This is a genomic window from Pantoea sp. PNA 14-12, from assembly GCF_004364735.1.
Classification (GTDB): domain Bacteria; phylum Pseudomonadota; class Gammaproteobacteria; order Enterobacterales; family Enterobacteriaceae; genus Pantoea; species Pantoea stewartii.
In genome coordinates, this window is record NZ_SOAJ01000003.1 from 430226 (window position 1) to 447726 (window position 17501).

12 protein-coding genes are annotated in these 17501 nt (G+C 54.3%); 11 read left to right on the forward strand and 1 reads right to left on the reverse strand.

What is annotated here, in order from left to right; all coding sequences use genetic code 11:
- Window positions 1-123 precede the first annotated feature (123 nt).
- From dnaK to nhaA, 3 genes are all read left to right on the forward strand, one after another.
- Window positions 124-2034, forward strand: coding sequence for a molecular chaperone DnaK (gene dnaK / locus C7434_RS13095; RefSeq protein WP_033740224.1), 1911 nt, complete (start codon window positions 124-126; stop codon window positions 2032-2034).
- A 102-nt stretch (window positions 2035-2136) separates the two neighbouring features.
- Complete coding sequence (gene dnaJ / locus C7434_RS13100; protein ID WP_006117631.1) at window positions 2137-3279, forward strand: molecular chaperone DnaJ; 1143 nt, start codon at window positions 2137-2139, stop codon at window positions 3277-3279.
- Window positions 3280-3515: 236 nt separating this feature from the next.
- On the forward strand, window positions 3516-4694 hold the full coding sequence (gene nhaA, locus C7434_RS13105) for a Na+/H+ antiporter NhaA (protein WP_033740225.1): 1179 nt from the start codon (window positions 3516-3518) through the stop codon (window positions 4692-4694).
- Window positions 4695-5040: 346 nt separating this feature from the next.
- Here the strand turns inward: nhaA and rpsT are convergent, their stop codons facing one another.
- Window positions 5041-5304 carry a 30S ribosomal protein S20 gene (gene rpsT / locus C7434_RS13110; protein ID WP_006117633.1) on the reverse strand — a complete coding sequence of 88 codons (264 nt, stop codon included), beginning with the start codon at window positions 5302-5304 and terminating at the stop codon, window positions 5041-5043.
- A 317-nt stretch (window positions 5305-5621) separates the two neighbouring features.
- Here rpsT and ribF point away from each other — a divergent pair, with 317 nt between their 5' ends.
- The 8 genes from ribF to carB all read left to right on the forward strand — a co-directional run bounded on the left by ribF (window position 5622) and on the right by carB (window position 17194).
- Complete coding sequence (ribF, locus tag C7434_RS13115; RefSeq protein WP_006117634.1) at window positions 5622-6548, forward strand: bifunctional riboflavin kinase/FAD synthetase; 927 nt, start codon at window positions 5622-5624, stop codon at window positions 6546-6548.
- Between the two features lie 29 nt (window positions 6549-6577).
- Window positions 6578-9397: an isoleucine--tRNA ligase gene (gene ileS / locus C7434_RS13120; protein WP_133745521.1), complete on the forward strand. Its 2820-nt coding sequence runs from the start codon at window positions 6578-6580 to the stop codon at window positions 9395-9397.
- Window positions 9397-9900: a signal peptidase II gene (gene lspA / locus C7434_RS13125; protein ID WP_006117636.1), complete on the forward strand. Its 504-nt coding sequence runs from the start codon at window positions 9397-9399 to the stop codon at window positions 9898-9900. Before ileS ends, lspA begins: the two co-directional genes overlap by 1 nt.
- A gap of 3 nt (window positions 9901-9903) precedes the next feature.
- A complete protein-coding gene (gene fkpB / locus C7434_RS13130; RefSeq protein ID WP_033740226.1) occupies window positions 9904-10374 on the forward strand; it encodes an FKBP-type peptidyl-prolyl cis-trans isomerase in 471 nt (156 codons plus the stop codon).
- A complete protein-coding gene (gene ispH / locus C7434_RS13135) occupies window positions 10355-11305 on the forward strand; it encodes a 4-hydroxy-3-methylbut-2-enyl diphosphate reductase (protein WP_039338773.1) in 951 nt (316 codons plus the stop codon). The genes fkpB and ispH overlap by 20 nt, the downstream gene beginning before the upstream one ends.
- A 212-nt stretch (window positions 11306-11517) precedes the next feature.
- Window positions 11518-12333, forward strand: a complete 816-nt coding sequence (gene dapB, locus C7434_RS13140; RefSeq protein WP_033740228.1) for a 4-hydroxy-tetrahydrodipicolinate reductase — start codon at window positions 11518-11520, stop codon at window positions 12331-12333.
- Between the two features lie 468 nt (window positions 12334-12801).
- Window positions 12802-13950: a glutamine-hydrolyzing carbamoyl-phosphate synthase small subunit gene (gene carA, locus C7434_RS13145; protein ID WP_006117640.1), complete on the forward strand. Its 1149-nt coding sequence runs from the start codon at window positions 12802-12804 to the stop codon at window positions 13948-13950.
- A 13-nt stretch (window positions 13951-13963) separates the two neighbouring features.
- On the forward strand, window positions 13964-17194 hold the full coding sequence (gene carB / locus C7434_RS13150; RefSeq protein ID WP_033740229.1) for a carbamoyl-phosphate synthase large subunit: 3231 nt from the start codon (window positions 13964-13966) through the stop codon (window positions 17192-17194).
- The last annotated feature ends 307 nt before the right edge of the window (window positions 17195-17501 follow it).

Below are 17501 nucleotides of genomic sequence, written 5' to 3' on the forward strand. Positions count from 1 at the left end.
TGTCATCGAGCGTTGTGGACGTTGGAAAAAAAAGCATGTGAGGTCGGGTTGAATGTCATCAACCTGCCCACATAAAAGGTTCACAACCCAAACTGGCAACGAATTTAAGTGGGAGATGTTTAGATGGGTAAGATTATTGGTATTGACCTGGGTACAACCAACTCTTGTGTTGCGGTCATGGACGGCACCAAAGCGCGTGTGCTTGAGAACGCCGAAGGCGATCGCACCACGCCTTCGATCATCGCTTATACACAGGATGGTGAAACTCTGGTCGGACAACCGGCTAAACGTCAGGCTGTGACCAACCCGCAGAATACCCTGTTTGCGATCAAGCGTCTGATTGGCCGTCGCTTCCAGGACGAAGAAGTACAGCGTGATATCAAAATCATGCCTTACAAAATTGTGGGTGCTGATAACGGCGACGCATGGCTGGAAGTGAAAGGCCAGAAAATGGCACCGCCGCAGATTTCTGCGGAAGTGCTGAAAAAAATGAAGAAAACGGCTGAAGATTTCCTGGGTGAGCCCGTAACTGAAGCGGTTATCACCGTTCCGGCTTACTTCAACGATGCTCAGCGTCAGGCAACCAAAGATGCTGGCCGTATCGCAGGTCTGGAAGTCAAACGTATCATCAACGAACCGACGGCAGCAGCGCTGGCGTACGGCCTGGATAAAGGCCAGGGCAACCGCACCATCGCAGTTTATGACCTGGGTGGCGGTACCTTCGATATCTCTATTATCGAAATCGACGACGTTGATGGCGAAAAGACCTTTGAAGTTCTGGCAACCAACGGTGATACACACCTGGGTGGTGAAGACTTCGACAGCCGCCTGATCAACTATCTGGTGGCAGAATTTAAGAAAGACCAGGGCATCGATCTGCACAACGATCCACTGGCGATGCAGCGCCTGAAAGAAGCGGCCGAGAAAGCCAAGATCGAGCTGTCTTCTGCGCAGCAGACCGATGTTAACCTGCCGTACATTACGGCGGATGCTACCGGTCCTAAGCACCTGAACATCAAAGTGACCCGTTCTAAACTGGAGTCGCTGGTTGAAGATCTGGTTGCGCGCTCTATCGAGCCGCTGAAAGTCGCACTGCAGGATGCGGGCCTGTCCGTTTCGGACATCAACGACGTTATCCTGGTGGGTGGTCAGACACGTATGCCACTGGTTCAGGCTAAAGTGACTGAGTTCTTTGGCAAAGAGCCACGTAAAGACGTGAACCCGGATGAAGCGGTGGCGGTCGGTGCTGCGGTACAGGGCGGTGTGTTAGGTGGCGACGTGAAAGACGTTCTGCTGCTGGACGTGACTCCGCTGTCACTGGGTATCGAAACCATGGGCGGCGTGATGACTTCGCTGATCAGCAAGAACACCACCATCCCAACCAAGCACAGCCAGGTGTTCTCGACGGCAGAAGACAACCAGTCTGCGGTAACGATTCACGTGCTGCAGGGTGAGCGTAAGCGTGCCAGCGACAACAAGTCACTGGGCCAGTTTAACCTGGACGGCATTCAGCCTGCGCCACGCGGTATGCCGCAGATCGAAGTGACCTTCGACATCGATGCGGATGGTATCCTGCACGTATCAGCGAAGGACAAAAACAGCGGTAAAGAGCAGAAGATCACCATTAAAGCGTCTTCCGGCCTGAACGAGGACGAGATTGCGAAAATGGTGCGTGATGCTGAAGCGAACGCGGAATCTGACCGTAAGTTCGAAGAGCTGGTGCAGACCCGCAACCAGGGTGACCAGATCGCTCACAGCACACGTAAGCAGCTGGATGAAGCGGGCGACAAACTGTCAGCGGATGACAAAGCCCCAATCGAAGCGGCGCTGAGCGCGCTGGAAACGGCGCTGAAAGGCGAAGATAAAGCAGAGATCGATGCCAAAATGCAGGCGCTGATGGAAGTTTCCAGCAAACTGATGGAAGCCGCACAGCAGTCTCAGGCGGGTACAGCGGATGCCCACGATGCGTCAGCGAAGAAAGATGACGATGTGGTCGATGCTGAATTCGAAGAAGTAAAAGACAATAAGAAATAATTGCCCCTGACCGGGCGCGACGGTTGCCCTGACAGCCGTTGAAACCAGCACGGGCGTAGGAGTTTTCTCCACGCCCGTGCGATCATGTTAAGGGCTAAATAAATGGCGAAGAGTGATTACTACGAGATTTTAGGCGTCGCCAAATCTGCAGACGAGCGTGAAATCAAAAAGGCGTACAAACGCCTGGCGATGAAATATCACCCGGACCGTAATCCAGGCGATAAAGACGCCGAAACCAAGTTTAAAGAAGCAAAAGAGGCCTACGAAATCTTAACGGACGCCCAGAAGCGCGCGGCCTACGATCAGTACGGTCATGCCGCCTTTGAACAAGGCGGTATGGGCGGAGGTGGATTCGGCGGCGGCTTTGGCGGCGGCGGTGCAGATTTCAGCGATATCTTTGGCGACGTTTTCGGTGACATCTTTGGTGGTGGCCGCCGTCAGCGCGCAGCCCGTGGTTCAGATTTGCGCTACAACATGGAGCTGACGCTGGAAGAAGCGGTTCGCGGCGTGACCAAAGAGATCCGTATTCCGACGTTAGAAGAGTGCGATGTCTGCCACGGCAGCGGTGCCAAAGCGGGGACCAAACCGCAAACCTGTTCGACCTGTCATGGCGCAGGCCAGGTGCAAATGCGTCAGGGCTTCTTCACCGTGCAACAGGCCTGTCCAACCTGTCATGGCCGGGGTTCGGTGATCAAAGATCCGTGCAACGCCTGTCATGGTCATGGCCGCGTCGAGAAATCCAAAACGCTGTCGGTGAAAATTCCGGCGGGCGTCGACACGGGCGACCGTATTCGGTTGAGCGGTGAAGGTGAAGCCGGTGAGCAGGGCGCACCCGCGGGCGATCTGTACGTTCAGGTGACGGTGAAAAAACATCCGATCTTTGAACGTGAAGAGAACAACCTCTACTGCGAAGTGCCGATCAACTTTGCCATGGCGGCGCTGGGCGGTGAGATAGAAGTGCCTACCCTGGACGGACGCGTGAAGCTGAAGGTACCGGCAGAGACTCAGACCGGTAAGCTGTTCCGTATGCGCGGTCGCGGTGTGAAATCGGTGCGCGGTGGTGCGGTAGGTGACCTGCTGTGCCGTGTCGTGGTGGAAACCCCAGTCAGCCTGAATGACAAGCAAAAAGCGCTGCTGCGTGAACTGGAAGAGAGCTTTGGTGGGCCCAGCGGCGAGCACAACAGCCCGCGTTCCAAAAGCTTCTTTGACGGCGTGAAAAAGTTTTTTGACGATTTAACTCGTTAATCGCACGGACGTATGTCACTAAAGCGGAGAGGACATTCTCCGCTTTTTTTATGCCAGCACCAGGGCGGAGGTACGCCGTTACCTAGGGCCTTGTCTTCTCTTGCCTGTTTTCCTTCTTCTCTTTGCTGTCGCCAAAATGTCGACATTACGTAAAAGCGGATAAATTAGCTTTTTATCAGGTTCAGTGAATCGTTACACTGCTCAGCATTGTGTTTTCCGCTCAGGAGGAGTGCATTTTGTCAAAACCTCGTCGTATCAGGCATTTAATTAAAAGTTTTATTGAGAGTGATGCCAGCAACGGTATGGTGTTAATTCTGGCTGCCGTGGTGGCGATGGTTCTCGCGAACAGTGCGTCCACCGCTCAGGGCTACCAGGCGCTGCTGGAGACACCGGTGCAGATTCGCTTCGGTGAGCTGGATATCAGCAAAAATCTGTTGTTATGGATCAATGACGCCCTGATGGCGCTGTTCTTCCTGCTGATTGGTCTGGAGGTGAAGCGTGAACTCATCTCGGGTGAACTGGCCAGCCGCGATCGGGCCATCTTCCCGGTTATTGCCGCCTTAGGGGGAATGGCGGCGCCTGCCATCCTGTTTTTACTGTTTAATCACGGGGATGAGATCGCCCGCAATGGCTGGGCCATTCCCACCGCGACGGATATCGCTTTTGCGCTGGGCGTGCTGGCCCTGCTGGGCAGCCGTGTCCCGACGGCCCTGAAAGTTTTTTTGATGGCGCTGGCAATTATCGATGACCTGGGGGCGATTATCATTATCGCGCTGTTCTATACCAGCGATCTCTCAGTCACGTCCCTCAGCGTGGCGGTAGGAGCCATTGTCGTGCTGGCCATCCTGAACCGGTGTAACGTGCGTAATATCGCCGTTTATATGCTGGTCGGGCTGGTGCTGTGGACTGCGGTACTGAAGTCCGGCGTCCATGCAACGCTTGCGGGCGTCGTCGTCGGCTTCTTTGTCCCGCTGGAAGAGAAAGACGGTCACTCGCCGGCTGAACATCTGGCGCATGGCTTGATGCCCTGGGTGAACTGGTTGATTCTGCCGCTGTTTGCCTTCGCCAACGCCGGGATTTCCCTGACAGGGATTACCTTTGGCGATGTGCTGTCACCCGAGCCGCTGGGCATCATCCTTGGCCTGCTGATCGGTAAGCCATTGGGGATTACCCTGTTCTGTTGGCTGGCGGTGACGCTGAGGCTGGCGGTGCTGCCCAATGGCACGACGCTGCGCGATATCATGGCGATTGGCGTGCTGTGCGGCATTGGTTTTACCATGTCGATCTTTATCAGCTCGCTGGCTTTTGATGCGGCTCATGAACAGCTGGTGACATTCTCGAAGCTGGGGATTCTGAGCGGTTCACTGCTCTCGGCTGTGCTGGGTTACACATTATTGCGATATAAACTGCGGTAAACGAAAGGAGGCGCACGCCTCCTTTTTGTCTTCCCCGACGCGGTTATGCAGCCAGGGCGAACATAACAGATTACGTTTTTGCGTACGGGGATAACGCGAAAAGGGCAGATATCGGATCGGGGCGGCACAGGCTGAATCATGGGCACCTACCGCTTATGCCTGATAGCGTTTTCCCGTCGCCTGTGGGCTATCCGATGTCACAGAAAGGCGAGCTTTGAAGCGGTTCGCCACCTGCGCGGGCTGTCTGGCGAAGGAAGCGGGAAAGAGGAAAGTCGGCAGTGAATCGCAGACATAAAAAAACCGGCTCAGAGCCGGTTCTTTCAACAAAGCGATAAACAAAAGGCGATTAAGCCAGTTTGTTGATCTGTGCAGTCAGGTTTGCTTTATAACGTGCAGCTTTGTTTTTGTGGATCAGACCTTTAGCAGCCTGACGGTCCACGATTGGTTGCATTTCATTAAATGCATTCTGCGCAGCAGCTTTGTCGCCTGAAGCGATCGCCGCGTATACTTTCTTAACGAAGGTACGCATCATAGAGCGACGGCTTGCGTTATGCTTGCGACGTTTCTCAGATGTTACGGCACGTTTCTTAGCTGATTTGATATTAGCCAAGGTCCAACTCCCAAATATGTTCGATAGAGACAAATCAAAGGCCGAGGACTATGCCTTTTGGACCTTCTGTTGTCAATGGATTTGTGCAAATAAGCGTCGTTCACAAGTGATAACCTGCACGACACTCGGTTACGTATTTGATGGCGCAAGATTCTACCAGCTTCTGTGTCCTGAATACAGTATTTCGCAACAAAATTCTCTTTGTGGCTCTGCGTGCCGGTAAATACGGCCTGTTACGCATGAAAGGCGTGTTCACGGGTTAACCTCGGCGGCTTTCGAGGGTATAATCCGCCGATTTCCACCGGTTTGAGTCAGCCATGAAGTTTATCCGCGGTATTCATAATCTTAATGCGCAGCATCACGGCTGCGTTCTGACCATTGGTAATTTCGATGGTGTGCACCGCGGCCATCAGGCGCTGATGGGGCGGTTGATGGAAGAAGGCCGGAAACGTCAATTGCCGGTCATGGTGATGGTGTTTGAACCTCAGCCGCTGGAGCTGTTTGCCGGTGGCAATGCCCCTGCCAGACTGACCCGCCTGCGCGAAAAACTCAGGTACCTGGCAGAAATCGGCGTGGATTATGTGCTGTGCGTGCGGTTCGACCATCGCTTCGCCGCACTCTCGGCGCAAAGTTTTATCAGCGAATTGCTGGTGAGCAAACTGGGCGTGAACTACCTGGCCGTTGGGGATGATTTCCGCTTTGGCGCTGGTCGGCAGGGGGATTTCCTGCTATTACAGAAAGCCGGAGTAGAATACGGTTTCGACGTCGTCAGCACAGAAACGTTTTGCGACGGCGGTAAACGCATCAGCAGCACGGCGGTGCGTCAGGCGCTGGCTGAGGACAATCTGGCGCTGGCGCAGTCGCTGTTGGGCCATCCTTTCAGTATCTCAGGGCGCGTGGTGCACGGTGATGCACTGGGACGCACGCTGGGATTCCCTACTGCCAATCTCCCTTTACGCCGCTGCGTCTCGCCGGTCAAAGGCGTGTATGCGGTAGAAGTCGAGGGCCTGGGGCCGAAACCCCTGCCCGGCGTCGCCAACATTGGCACGCGCCCGACAGTAAAAGGTTTACGCCAACAGCTTGAAGTTCACCTGTTGGACATCAATATGGATCTCTATGGTCGCCACATTGATGTGGTATTGAAGCAGAAAATACGAAACGAGCAGCGCTTTGCTTCACTGGACGCGTTGAAAGAGCAAATTGCGAAAGACACGGTAACGGCCCGACAATTTTTTGGCCTGTAACCTGAGCAAAAAACGGAATCGAGAATCTGATGAGTGACTATAAATCTACCCTGAATTTGCCGGAAACGGGGTTCCCCATGCGTGGCGATCTGGCCAAACGCGAACCGGGAATGCTGCAGCGTTGGTATGATGACAATCTTTACGGCATCATCCGCGAAGCCAAAAAAGGGAAAAAAACCTTTATCCTGCATGATGGCCCTCCTTATGCGAACGGCAGCATTCATATTGGTCACTCTGTTAACAAGATTCTGAAAGACATTATCGTCAAGTCGAAAGGCATGGCGGGCTTCGATTCACCGTATGTGCCGGGCTGGGACTGTCACGGTTTGCCTATCGAGCACAAAGTTGAGCAGATGATCGGTAAGCCGGGCGAGAAAGTCACCGCCGCCGAATTCCGCGAAGCCTGCCGTAAATACGCGGCCGAACAGGTTGAAGGACAGAAAGCCGACTTCATTCGTCTGGGCGTACTGGGCGACTGGGATCGTCCTTACCTGACGATGGATTTCACGACCGAAGCGAATATCATTCGTGCGCTGGGCAAAATCATCGGTAATGGCCACCTGCACAAAGGCGCCAAGCCGGTGCACTGGTGCATGGATTGCCGCTCTGCGCTGGCGGAAGCGGAAGTTGAGTATTATGACAAAACGTCGCCTTCCATCGATGTCATGTTTAATGCCGTGGATGCGGATGCCGTGCGTGCGGCATTTGGGGTAACGGCCTCAGAAGGCCCCGTTTCGCTGGTCATCTGGACAACCACGCCGTGGACCATGCCTGCTAACCGCGGCATCTCTCTGCACCCCGAATTTGACTATCAGCTGTTGCAGATTGAGGGCCGCAGCCTAATCCTGGCGAAGGATCTGGTTGAGAGCGTCATGAAACGCGCGGGCGTCAGCGACTGGACTGTGCTGGGCACCTGCCAGGGCGCAGCACTGGAGCTTCAACTGTTCCAGCACCCTTTCCTGGCGCAGATCCAGTCGAAGGTGGTTCTGGGCGATCACGTGACGCTGGATGCCGGTACCGGTGCGGTTCACACAGCACCGGGTCACGGTCCGGATGACTATGTGATCGGTCAGAAATACGGTCTGGAAACGGCGAATCCGGTTGGGCCTGATGGCGCCTACCTGCCCGGTACCTATCCCGGGCTTGACGGCATTAACGTCTTTAAAGCTAACGAGTTGATCGTTGAACTGCTGAAAGAGAAGGGCGCGTTGCTGCATGTTGAAAAACTGCTGCACAGCTACCCGCACTGCTGGCGCCATAAAACCCCGATCATCTTCCGTGCTACCCCGCAGTGGTTTATCAGCATGGATCAGAAAGGCCTGCGCGCGCAGTCCCTGAAAGAGATTAAAGGCGTTCAGTGGATCCCGGACTGGGGCCAGGCGCGTATTGAATCCATGGTCGCCAACCGTCCTGACTGGTGTATTTCCCGTCAGCGTACCTGGGGTGTCCCAATGGCGCTTTTCGTCCATAAAGAGACCGAAGAACTGCACCCGGACACCCTGTCGTTGATGGAAAAAGTGGCGCAGCGCGTTGAGCAGGACGGTATTCAGGCATGGTGGGATCTCGATCCCCGCGATCTGATGGGCGATGATGCCGACAACTATGTGAAGGTGCCGGATACGCTGGACGTCTGGTTCGATTCAGGATCGACCAGCTATTCCGTCGTGGATGCGCGCCCGGAATTTGGCGGTAATACGCCGGATATGTATCTGGAAGGATCGGATCAGCACCGTGGCTGGTTTATGTCCTCGCTCATGATCTCGACAGCGATGAAAGGCAAAGCGCCTTATCGTCAGGTGCTGACGCATGGCTTTACCGTTGATGGTCAGGGCCGCAAGATGTCCAAATCCATTGGTAATACCGTTGCGCCGCAGGATGTGATGGATAAGCTCGGGGCAGACATTCTGCGCCTGTGGGTTGCTTCGACCGATTACTCGGGCGAAATGGCCGTTTCTGACGAAATCCTGAAGCGCTCTGCCGATGCCTATCGTCGTATCCGTAACACGGCGCGTTTCCTGTTAGCGAACCTGAGCGGCTTTAATCCGGCCACCGATCTGGTTAAACCGGAAGAGATGGTGGTGGTCGATCGCTGGGCGGTAGGACGTGCGCAGGCGGCGCAGGCGGATATCGTGGCTTCCTACGAGCACTACGATTTTCACGAAGTGATTCAGCGCCTGATGCAGTTCTGCTCCATTGAGATGGGCTCCTTCTATCTGGATATCATCAAAGACCGTCAGTACACCGCGAAAGGTGACAGCCTGGCGCGCCGTAGCTGTCAGTCTGCGCTGTGGCACATTGTGGAAGCGCTGGTGCGCTGGATGGCGCCGATCATGTCTTTCACAGCTGATGAGATCTGGGGCTATTTGCCGGGCGAGCGCGCGAAGTATGTGTTCACTGAAGAGTGGTACACCGGCCTGTTTGGTCTGCCTGAAAACGAAGCGCTGAACGATGCGTACTGGGCTGAATTGCTTAAAGTGCGCGGTGAAGTGAACAAGGTGATTGAGCAGGCACGTAGCGATAAACGCATTGGTGGCGCGCTGGAAGCCTCTGTCACGCTGTATGCTGATGCCGAGCTGGCGGCGAAGCTGAAGGCGCTGGGTAATGAGTTGCGCTTTGTGCTGCTGACCTCCGGTGCTGAGGTTGCCGACTACGCCCAGGCTGACGCTGATGCGCAGCAGAGTGAACTGGTAAAAGGTCTGAAAATCGGCCTGCACAAAGCAGAAGGCGAGAAATGTCCGCGCTGCTGGCACTACACTACTGACGTCGGTCAGAACCCTGAGCACGCTGCGGTGTGCGGTCGCTGTTACACTAACGTAGCCGGAAACGGTGAAGAGCGTAAGTTTGCCTGATGAGTAGACCTGTTTTCTCCACCGGATTGCGCTGGCTGTGGCTGGTGCTGGTTGTTATCGTTGTTGATTTTGTCAGCAAACAGTGGGTAATGAACAACATGATGCTGCATGAAACGCAGCCGCTGATGCCGTTCCTTAACCTGTTTTACGCGCACAATTACGGCGCGGCGTTCAGTTTCCTCGCGGATAAAGGCGGCTGGCAGCGCTGGTTCTTCGCCGGTATTGCGCTGGCGATTGTGGTGTCGCTGCTGGTGATGATGTATCGCAACAGCGCTCAACAGAAGATCGCCAACAGTGCTTATGCGCTCATTATCGGCGGCGCTGTCGGTAATCTGTTTGATCGTGCGTATCATGGCTTCGTGGTGGATTTTATCGATTTCTATATCGGTAACTGGCACTTTGCTACATTTAATATCGCTGACTGCGGCATCTGTATCGGTGCGGCGTTGGTGGTGCTGGAGGGATTTTTTAATCCGTCCAGCAAGCAGGTTAAAAAAGGGTAAACCATGACTGAGTCTGTACAGCGCGACAGCGCGGTGTTGTTGCATTTCGTTCTGAAGCTGGAAGATGGCTCAGTGGCGGAATCCACCCGCGCCAGCGGTAAACCTGCGCTGTTTCGTCTGGGTGACGGTAGCCTGTCCGGCGCGCTGGAACAGGCACTGCTGGGCTTAAAAGCCGGGGATAAACATCAGTTCTCACTGGCACCGGAAGAGGCGTTTGGCGGTGTCAGTCCTGATCTGATCCAGTACTTTTCGCGTCGCGACTTTAATGAAGCGGGCGAGCCTGAGATTGGGGCTATTATGCTGTTTACCGGCATGGGCGGCAGTGAAATGCCGGGCGTGATTCGCGAAATCAATGGTGATTCAATCACCGTTGATTTTAACCATCCGCTGGCAGGCCATCGCGTTCAGTTTGACATTGAGGTGCTGGAAATCGATCCGGTACTGGAGGCGAACCATGCAAATTCTGCTGGCTAATCCACGTGGTTTTTGTGCTGGCGTCGATCGCGCCATCAGCATTGTTGAAAACGCACTGACGCTGTTTGGTGCGCCGGTCTATGTGCGTCATGAAGTGGTACATAACCGCTACGTGGTGGACAGCCTGCGCCAGCGCGGCGCAATTTTTATTGAGCAAATCAGCGAAGTGCCGGATGGTGCTATCCTGATTTTCTCTGCCCATGGCGTTTCTCAGGCGGTACGTAACGAAGCGAAAAGCCGTGATCTCACGGTCTTTGATGCGACCTGCCCCCTGGTGACCAAGGTGCACATGGAAGTCGCTCGCGCCAGCCGCCGGGGCGAAGAGTCGGTGCTGATTGGTCACGCCGGGCACCCGGAAGTCGAAGGCACCATGGGGCAGTACAATAACCCCAAGGGCGGCATGTATCTGGTGGAGTCCCCGGATGACGTCTGGAAACTGGACGTTAAAGATCATGACCGGCTGTCTTTCATGACGCAAACCACGCTGTCGGTCGATGATACCTCTGAAGTGATTGATGCGTTGCGTGCCCGTTTCCCGAAAATTGTCGGCCCACGTAAAGATGATATCTGCTATGCCACGACAAACCGGCAGGAAGCGGTAAGGGCACTCGCTGAAGAGGCGGATGTCGTGCTGGTAGTCGGATCTAAAAACTCGTCAAACTCTAACCGTCTGGCCGAACTGGCGCAGCGCATGGGTAAAGCGGCTTATCTGATCGACGATGCAGAGGATATCCAGCCCGAATGGATCGCCACGGCCCGCTGTGTTGGCGTCACCGCGGGTGCATCGGCACCGGATATTCTGGTGCAGAATGTCATCAGCCGTCTGCAGGCGTTAGGTGGCGGCGAAGCCAGAGTCCTGGAAGGGCGGGAAGAAAATATCGTGTTTGAAGTCCCCAAAGAGTTGCGGGTTGATGTCCGCAACGTGCAGTGACAACAAACCTGTAGTAGCAAAAAGGCCGACTCTGTTCGGCCTTTTTGCTATCCGCCGCCCGGCCAACGACGAGGTGAAATTGCTTTTACTGATAATCGCCTTCGCCTGGCATAAAAATTCTTATTATCCCCGAGAAAAAGTGGCGCAGTTGTTATCTCATGGTTAACCTGATTGCGCTTGCATGCATAGTTTTGTTTTAGGAATGAATAAATATGAAGAATATCCGCATTGCCATCGTGGGTGCGCCGGGACGCATGGGCCGTAACCTGATTCAGGCGGTCGTTCATGCCAACGGCGTGGATCTGGGCGCGGCACTGGCACGTCCGGGCTCGTCATTAATCGGCACCGATGCTGGTGAACTGGCGGGCGTGGGCAAACTGGACGTTCCCGTTGTCGATGATCTGCGTGCTGTGATGGATGATTTTGACGTCTTAATCGATTTCACCCGTCCCGAAGGGACGCTGGCCTACCTGGCACTGTGCCGTGAACACCGCAAGGCAATGATTATTGGTACGACCGGATTTGACGAAGCCGGTAAGGCGGCGATTCGTGATGCGGCAACAGAGACGGGGATAGTCTTTGCGGCGAACTTCAGCGTTGGCGTCAATCTGGTTCTGAAGCTGCTGGAGAAAGCCGCTACCGTGATGGGCGATTATGCGGATATTGAGATTATCGAAGCGCATCATCGTCACAAAGTGGACGCTCCTTCAGGAACGGCGCTGGCCATGGGGGAAGCCATTGCCGACGCCATGGACTGGAAACTGGCTGATCATGCCGTTTACAGTCGCGAAGGGCACACCGGCGAACGTAAGGCTCAAACCATTGGTTTTGCAACAGTGCGAGCCGGTGACATTGTCGGCGAACATACGGCCATGTTTGCAGATGACGGAGAGCGTGTAGAGATTACTCATAAGGCGTCAAGCCGTATGACGTTTGCTAATGGCGCGGTTAAGGCGGCATTATGGGTAAGTGCGAAGAAAAAAGGGCTTTACGATATGCGTGATGTCCTTGATTTAGCCAGTTTGTAATGGGTTTTACCTGTGTGATGTGGTGATTTCAATCGCTAATTTATTGATTGAAAAAGGGCAATAATATTATTGCCCTTAATTTTGTAAAAAATAAGCCTCTTATTTATTTTTTCTGTATAAATGCTCATAAACTTATTTCTTCTCTCTTCATCTTAACGGTAAACCTGTTAAATTTGACCATTTGGTCAAAATTAATAGCCTTCTCAGGCAGAATAATGCTTCTCCACGATGAGCAAACGATTATTTGATTATGTTTGCCCCTGTTTTTGTCCCTTATCCTCTTTTTTTTCGCTCTGAGCCTGAAAAGATGTTAAAAAAGTGGCTTCAGGGTGGACAAGTACCAGAGCGATCATTAGAATGCGCGCAATTTGCCAAAAATTGACCACTCAGGCCGTTTTTGCATTGATTCAGATCATCATTATGAATTAATATGCAGATAATGTGACTGTTTATTCCCTGGAGGATGTTTTGATTAAGTCAGCGCTCTTGGTTCTGGAAGACGGAACCCAATTCCACGGTCGGGCCATCGGGGCTACAGGGTCGGCAGTGGGGGAAGTCGTTTTCAATACGTCAATGACTGGTTATCAAGAAATCCTCACTGATCCTTCCTATTCTCGTCAAATCGTTACTCTCACTTATCCCCATATCGGCAACGTTGGTGCCAACCCCGCCGATGAAGAATCCAGCCAGATTCACGCTCAGGGGCTTGTCATTCGCGACCTGCCACTTATTGCCAGCAACTACCGCAGCGAAGAGAGCCTGTCAGCCTATCTGCAGCGCAATAACATTGTTGCTATTGCCGATATTGATACACGTAAGCTGACGCGTCTGCTGCGCGAGAAAGGCGCACAGAATGGCTGCATTATCGCGGGCGACAATCCGGATGCCGCTCTGGCCTTACAGAAAGCGCAAGCGTTTCCGGGGTTGAAAGGGATGGATCTGGCGAAGGAAGTGACGACGGCAGAAACCTACACCTGGCTGCAGGGGAGCTGGACGCTGGAAGGGGATTTACCCGCGCAGACGTCAGCAGAAGCGCTGCCCTACCATGTTGTGGCTTACGATTATGGCGCTAAGCGCAATATTCTGCGCATGCTGGTCGACCGCGGCTGCCGTCTGACGGTTGTCCCGGCTAAAACGCCCGCCGAAACCGTTCTGGCGATGAATCCGGATGGCATCTTCCTGTCAAACGGTCCGGGTGATCCGGAGCCCTGCGATTACGCCATTGAGGCGATTGAAGCCTTTCTGAAAACCGACATTCCGGTGTTTGGCATTTGCCTTGGCCACCAGTTGCTGGCACTGGCCAGCGGCGCAAAAACCGTAAAAATGAAGCTGGGTCACCACGGTGGTAACCACCCGGTGAAAGATCTCGATAACAATCGCGTCATGATTACGGCACAGAACCACGGCTTTGCGGTGGATGAAACCCATCTGCCCGCCAATCTGCGGGTAACGCATATTTCGCTGTTTGATAAAACCGTGCAGGGTATCCATCGCACCGACAAGCCTGCGTTCAGCTTCCAGGGCCATCCTGAAGCCAGCCCGGGGCCGGGTGATGCCGCACCGTTATTTGACCACTTTATCGAGTTGATTGACGCATTCCGTTCGAAAGCAAAGTAATCAGGAGCTAATCATGCCAAAACGTACAGATATAAAATCCATCCTGATTCTTGGTGCCGGTCCGATTGTGATCGGTCAGGCCTGCGAATTCGACTATTCCGGTGCCCAGGCCTGTAAAGCCCTGCGCGAAGAGGGTTACCGCGTCATTCTGGTGAACTCGAACCCGGCGACCATTATGACCGACCCGGAAATGGCCGATGCAACCTACATCGAGCCGATTCACTGGGAAGTAGTACGTAAGATTATTGAGAAAGAGCGCCCGGATGCGGTGTTGCCAACCATGGGCGGCCAGACGGCGCTGAACTGTGCGCTGGAGCTGGAACGTCAGGGCGTTCTTGACGAGTTTGGCGTAACCATGATCGGTGCCACGGCCGATGCGATCGATAAAGCGGAAGACCGCCGCCGCTTCGACGTGGCGATGAAAAGCATTGGTCTGGATACGGCGCGCTCCGGTATCGCACATACGATGGAAGAAGCGCTGGCGGTGGCTGCCGATGTCGGCTTCCCCTGCATTATTCGTCCGTCGTTCACTATGGGTGGCACCGGTGGCGGTATCGCGTATAACCGCGAAGAGTTTGAAGAGATCTGCGAACGCGGACTCGATCTTTCGCCTACCAACGAGCTGTTAATCGACGAATCGCTGATTGGCTGGAAAGAGTATGAGATGGAAGTTGTGCGTGACAAAAACGACAACTGCATCATTGTCTGCTCTATCGAAAACTTTGACGCCATGGGCATTCACACCGGTGACTCCATTACGGTGGCGCCCGCACAGACGCTGACCGACAAAGAGTACCAGATCATGCGTAACGCCTCGCTGGCGGTACTGCGTGAGATCGGCGTGGAAACCGGTGGCTCCAACGTCCAGTTCGCGGTGAACCCGAAAAATGGCCGTCTGATCGTCATCGAGATGAACCCGCGTGTGTCACGCTCTTCAGCGCTGGCATCGAAGGCCACCGGATTCCCGATTGCCAAAGTGGCCGCGAAACTGGCGGTAGGCTTTACGCTGGATGAGCTGATGAACGATATCACTGGGGGACGCACACCAGCCTCGTTCGAGCCGTCTATTGATTATGTCGTGACAAAAATTCCTCGCTTCAACTTTGAAAAATTTGCCGGTGCGAATGACCGTCTGACCACCCAGATGAAATCGGTGGGTGAAGTCATGGCGATTGGCCGTACTTTCCAGGAGTCGGTGCAGAAAGCACTGCGTGGTCTGGAAGTGGGAGCTAATGGTTTTGACCCGAAAGTGCATCTGGACGATGCGGAAGCGTTGACCCGCATTCGTCGTGAGCTGAAAGATGCCGGTTCGGATCGTATCTGGTACATCGCGGACGCGTTCCGTGCAGGCATGTCGGTCGATGGCGTATTTAATCTTACCAATATTGATCGCTGGTTCCTGGTGCAGATTGAAGAGCTGGTTCGCCTGGAAGAGCAGGTAGCGCGTGAAGGCATCAACGGCCTTAACGCGGATTTCCTGCGCGCACTGAAGCGAAAAGGTTTTGCTGACGCACGTCTGGCAGCCCTGGCGGGAGTCGCGGAAGGCGAGATTCGTAAACTGCGTCAGCAGTATCATCTTCATCCAGTCTATAAGCGCGTGGATACCTGTGCGGCGGAATTTGCAACAGACACCGCTTATATGTACTCCACCTATGAAGAAGAGTGCGAAGCTCATCCTAATCAGGATCGCGACAAGATTATGGTGCTGGGTGGCGGACCAAACCGTATTGGTCAGGGCATTGAGTTTGACTACTGCTGTGTCCACGCAGCACTGGCGCTGCGTGAAGATGGCTATGAAACCATCATGGTCAACTGTAACCCGGAAACCGTGTCCACCGATTACGACACTTCTGACCGCCTCTACTTTGAACCTGTCACGCTGGAAGACGTGCTGGAAATCGTGCGCATCGAAAAACCGAAAGGCGTTATCGTGCAGTACGGTGGACAAACGCCACTGAAACTGGCTCGCGCGCTGGAAGCGGCAGGTGTGCCGGTCATTGGCACCAGCCCGGATGCCATCGATCGCGCAGAAGACCGTGAACGTTTTCAGCAGGCGGTTGACCGTCTGAGTCTGAAGCAGCCAGCTAACGCCACCGTCACCACGCTGGAGCAGGCGGTTGAAAAAGCGGCGGGCATTGGTTATCCGCTGGTGGTCCGCCCCTCTTATGTCCTGGGCGGACGCGCCATGGAAATTGTCTACGACGAAATCGACCTGAAACGCTATTTCCAGACGGCGGTGTCAGTGTCCAACGATGCGCCGGTCTTGCTGGATCGCTTCCTGGATGATGCCGTCGAAGTCGATGTGGATGCTATCTGCGACGGTGAGCGCGTGCTGATCGGCGGTATCATGGAACATATCGAGCAGGCTGGCGTTCACTCGGGTGACTCGGCCTGTTCACTGCCGGCCTACACCTTGAGTCAGGATATTCAGAATGTCATGCGTCAGCAGGTTGAAAAACTGGCGTTTGAGCTGAATGTGCGTGGCCTGATGAACGTACAGTTTGCGGTCAAAGACAACGAAGTTTACCTGATTGAAGTTAACCCGCGTGCGGCGCGTACCGTCCCGTTCGTGTCAAAAGCAACCGGCGTTCCGCTGGCAAAAGTGGCAGCCCGCGTAATGGCAGGCAAAACGCTGGCGGAGCAGGGCGTCACCAAAGAGGTGATTCCACCTTACTACTCTGTCAAAGAAGTGGTGCTGCCGTTTAACAAATTCCAGGGCGTTGACCCAATTCTGGGACCTGAAATGCGTTCAACCGGGGAAGTCATGGGCGTGGGCCGTACCTTTGCCGAGGCGTTTGCCAAGGCGATGCTGGGTGCGCAAAGCAACATGAAGAAAACCGGACGTGCGCTGCTGTCCGTTCGTGAAGGCGACAAGAAACGTATCGTTGATCTCGCGGCGAAGTTGCAGAAGTTTGGTTTTGAACTGGATGCGACGCACGGTACGGCTGTGGTACTGGGCGAGGCCGGTATTAACCCGCGCCTGGTGAATAAGGTTCACGAAGGCCGCCCGCACATTCAGGACCGCCTGAAAAACGGTGAGTACGCCTATATCGTAAATACCACAGCAGGTCGTCAGGCGATTGAAGACTCCAAGCTGATTCGTCGCAGCGCACTGCAATATAAGGTGCATTACGACACGACGCTGAACGGTGGCTTCGCAACGGCAATGGCGCTAAATGCCGATCCAACCGAAAAAGTCATTTCGGTGCAGGAGATGCATGCGCAAATCCTTGCGCATAAATAGCGCAGACTGAGCGCTCAGGCCCCTGTCGGGAGCATCTGCCATCAGCAGAGCGCTTCTGGCAGGGGCTTTTTTTTTGCAGTACGTCCAGTTTACATCGCATGTGTTCACACGATGTGCCTGTAAAGCTGATGCAGAGAGTGTTGTATTGCAACAGCCTGACCAGCGTGCCTTTTCTGTCTTACGCCACCATTCGCACCCCGTCTAAATGCGGCTGTGGCTCTCGGCCATGCGTCATCACTGGCCAGGGCCGCCCCACAGCCCGCAGGTTTAAACGGCGCTGTAATATTCCAGATATGCTCTGAATCAG

Coding starts and splice junctions, on each gene's coding strand:
- dnaK (WP_033740224.1), top strand. CDS start 124: ATGGGTAAGATTATTGGTATTGACCTGGGTACAACCAACTCTTGTGTT.
- dnaJ (WP_006117631.1), top strand. CDS start 2,137: ATGGCGAAGAGTGATTACTACGAGATTTTAGGCGTCGCCAAATCTGCA.
- ribF (WP_006117634.1), top strand. CDS start 5,622: ATGAAGTTTATCCGCGGTATTCATAATCTTAATGCGCAGCATCACGGC.
- ileS (WP_133745521.1), top strand. CDS start 6,578: ATGAGTGACTATAAATCTACCCTGAATTTGCCGGAAACGGGGTTCCCC.
- lspA (WP_006117636.1), top strand. CDS start 9,397: ATGAGTAGACCTGTTTTCTCCACCGGATTGCGCTGGCTGTGGCTGGTG.
- fkpB (WP_033740226.1), top strand. CDS start 9,904: ATGACTGAGTCTGTACAGCGCGACAGCGCGGTGTTGTTGCATTTCGTT.
- ispH (WP_039338773.1), top strand. CDS start 10,355: ATGCAAATTCTGCTGGCTAATCCACGTGGTTTTTGTGCTGGCGTCGAT.
- dapB (WP_033740228.1), top strand. CDS start 11,518: ATGAAGAATATCCGCATTGCCATCGTGGGTGCGCCGGGACGCATGGGC.
- carB (WP_033740229.1), top strand. CDS start 13,964: ATGCCAAAACGTACAGATATAAAATCCATCCTGATTCTTGGTGCCGGT.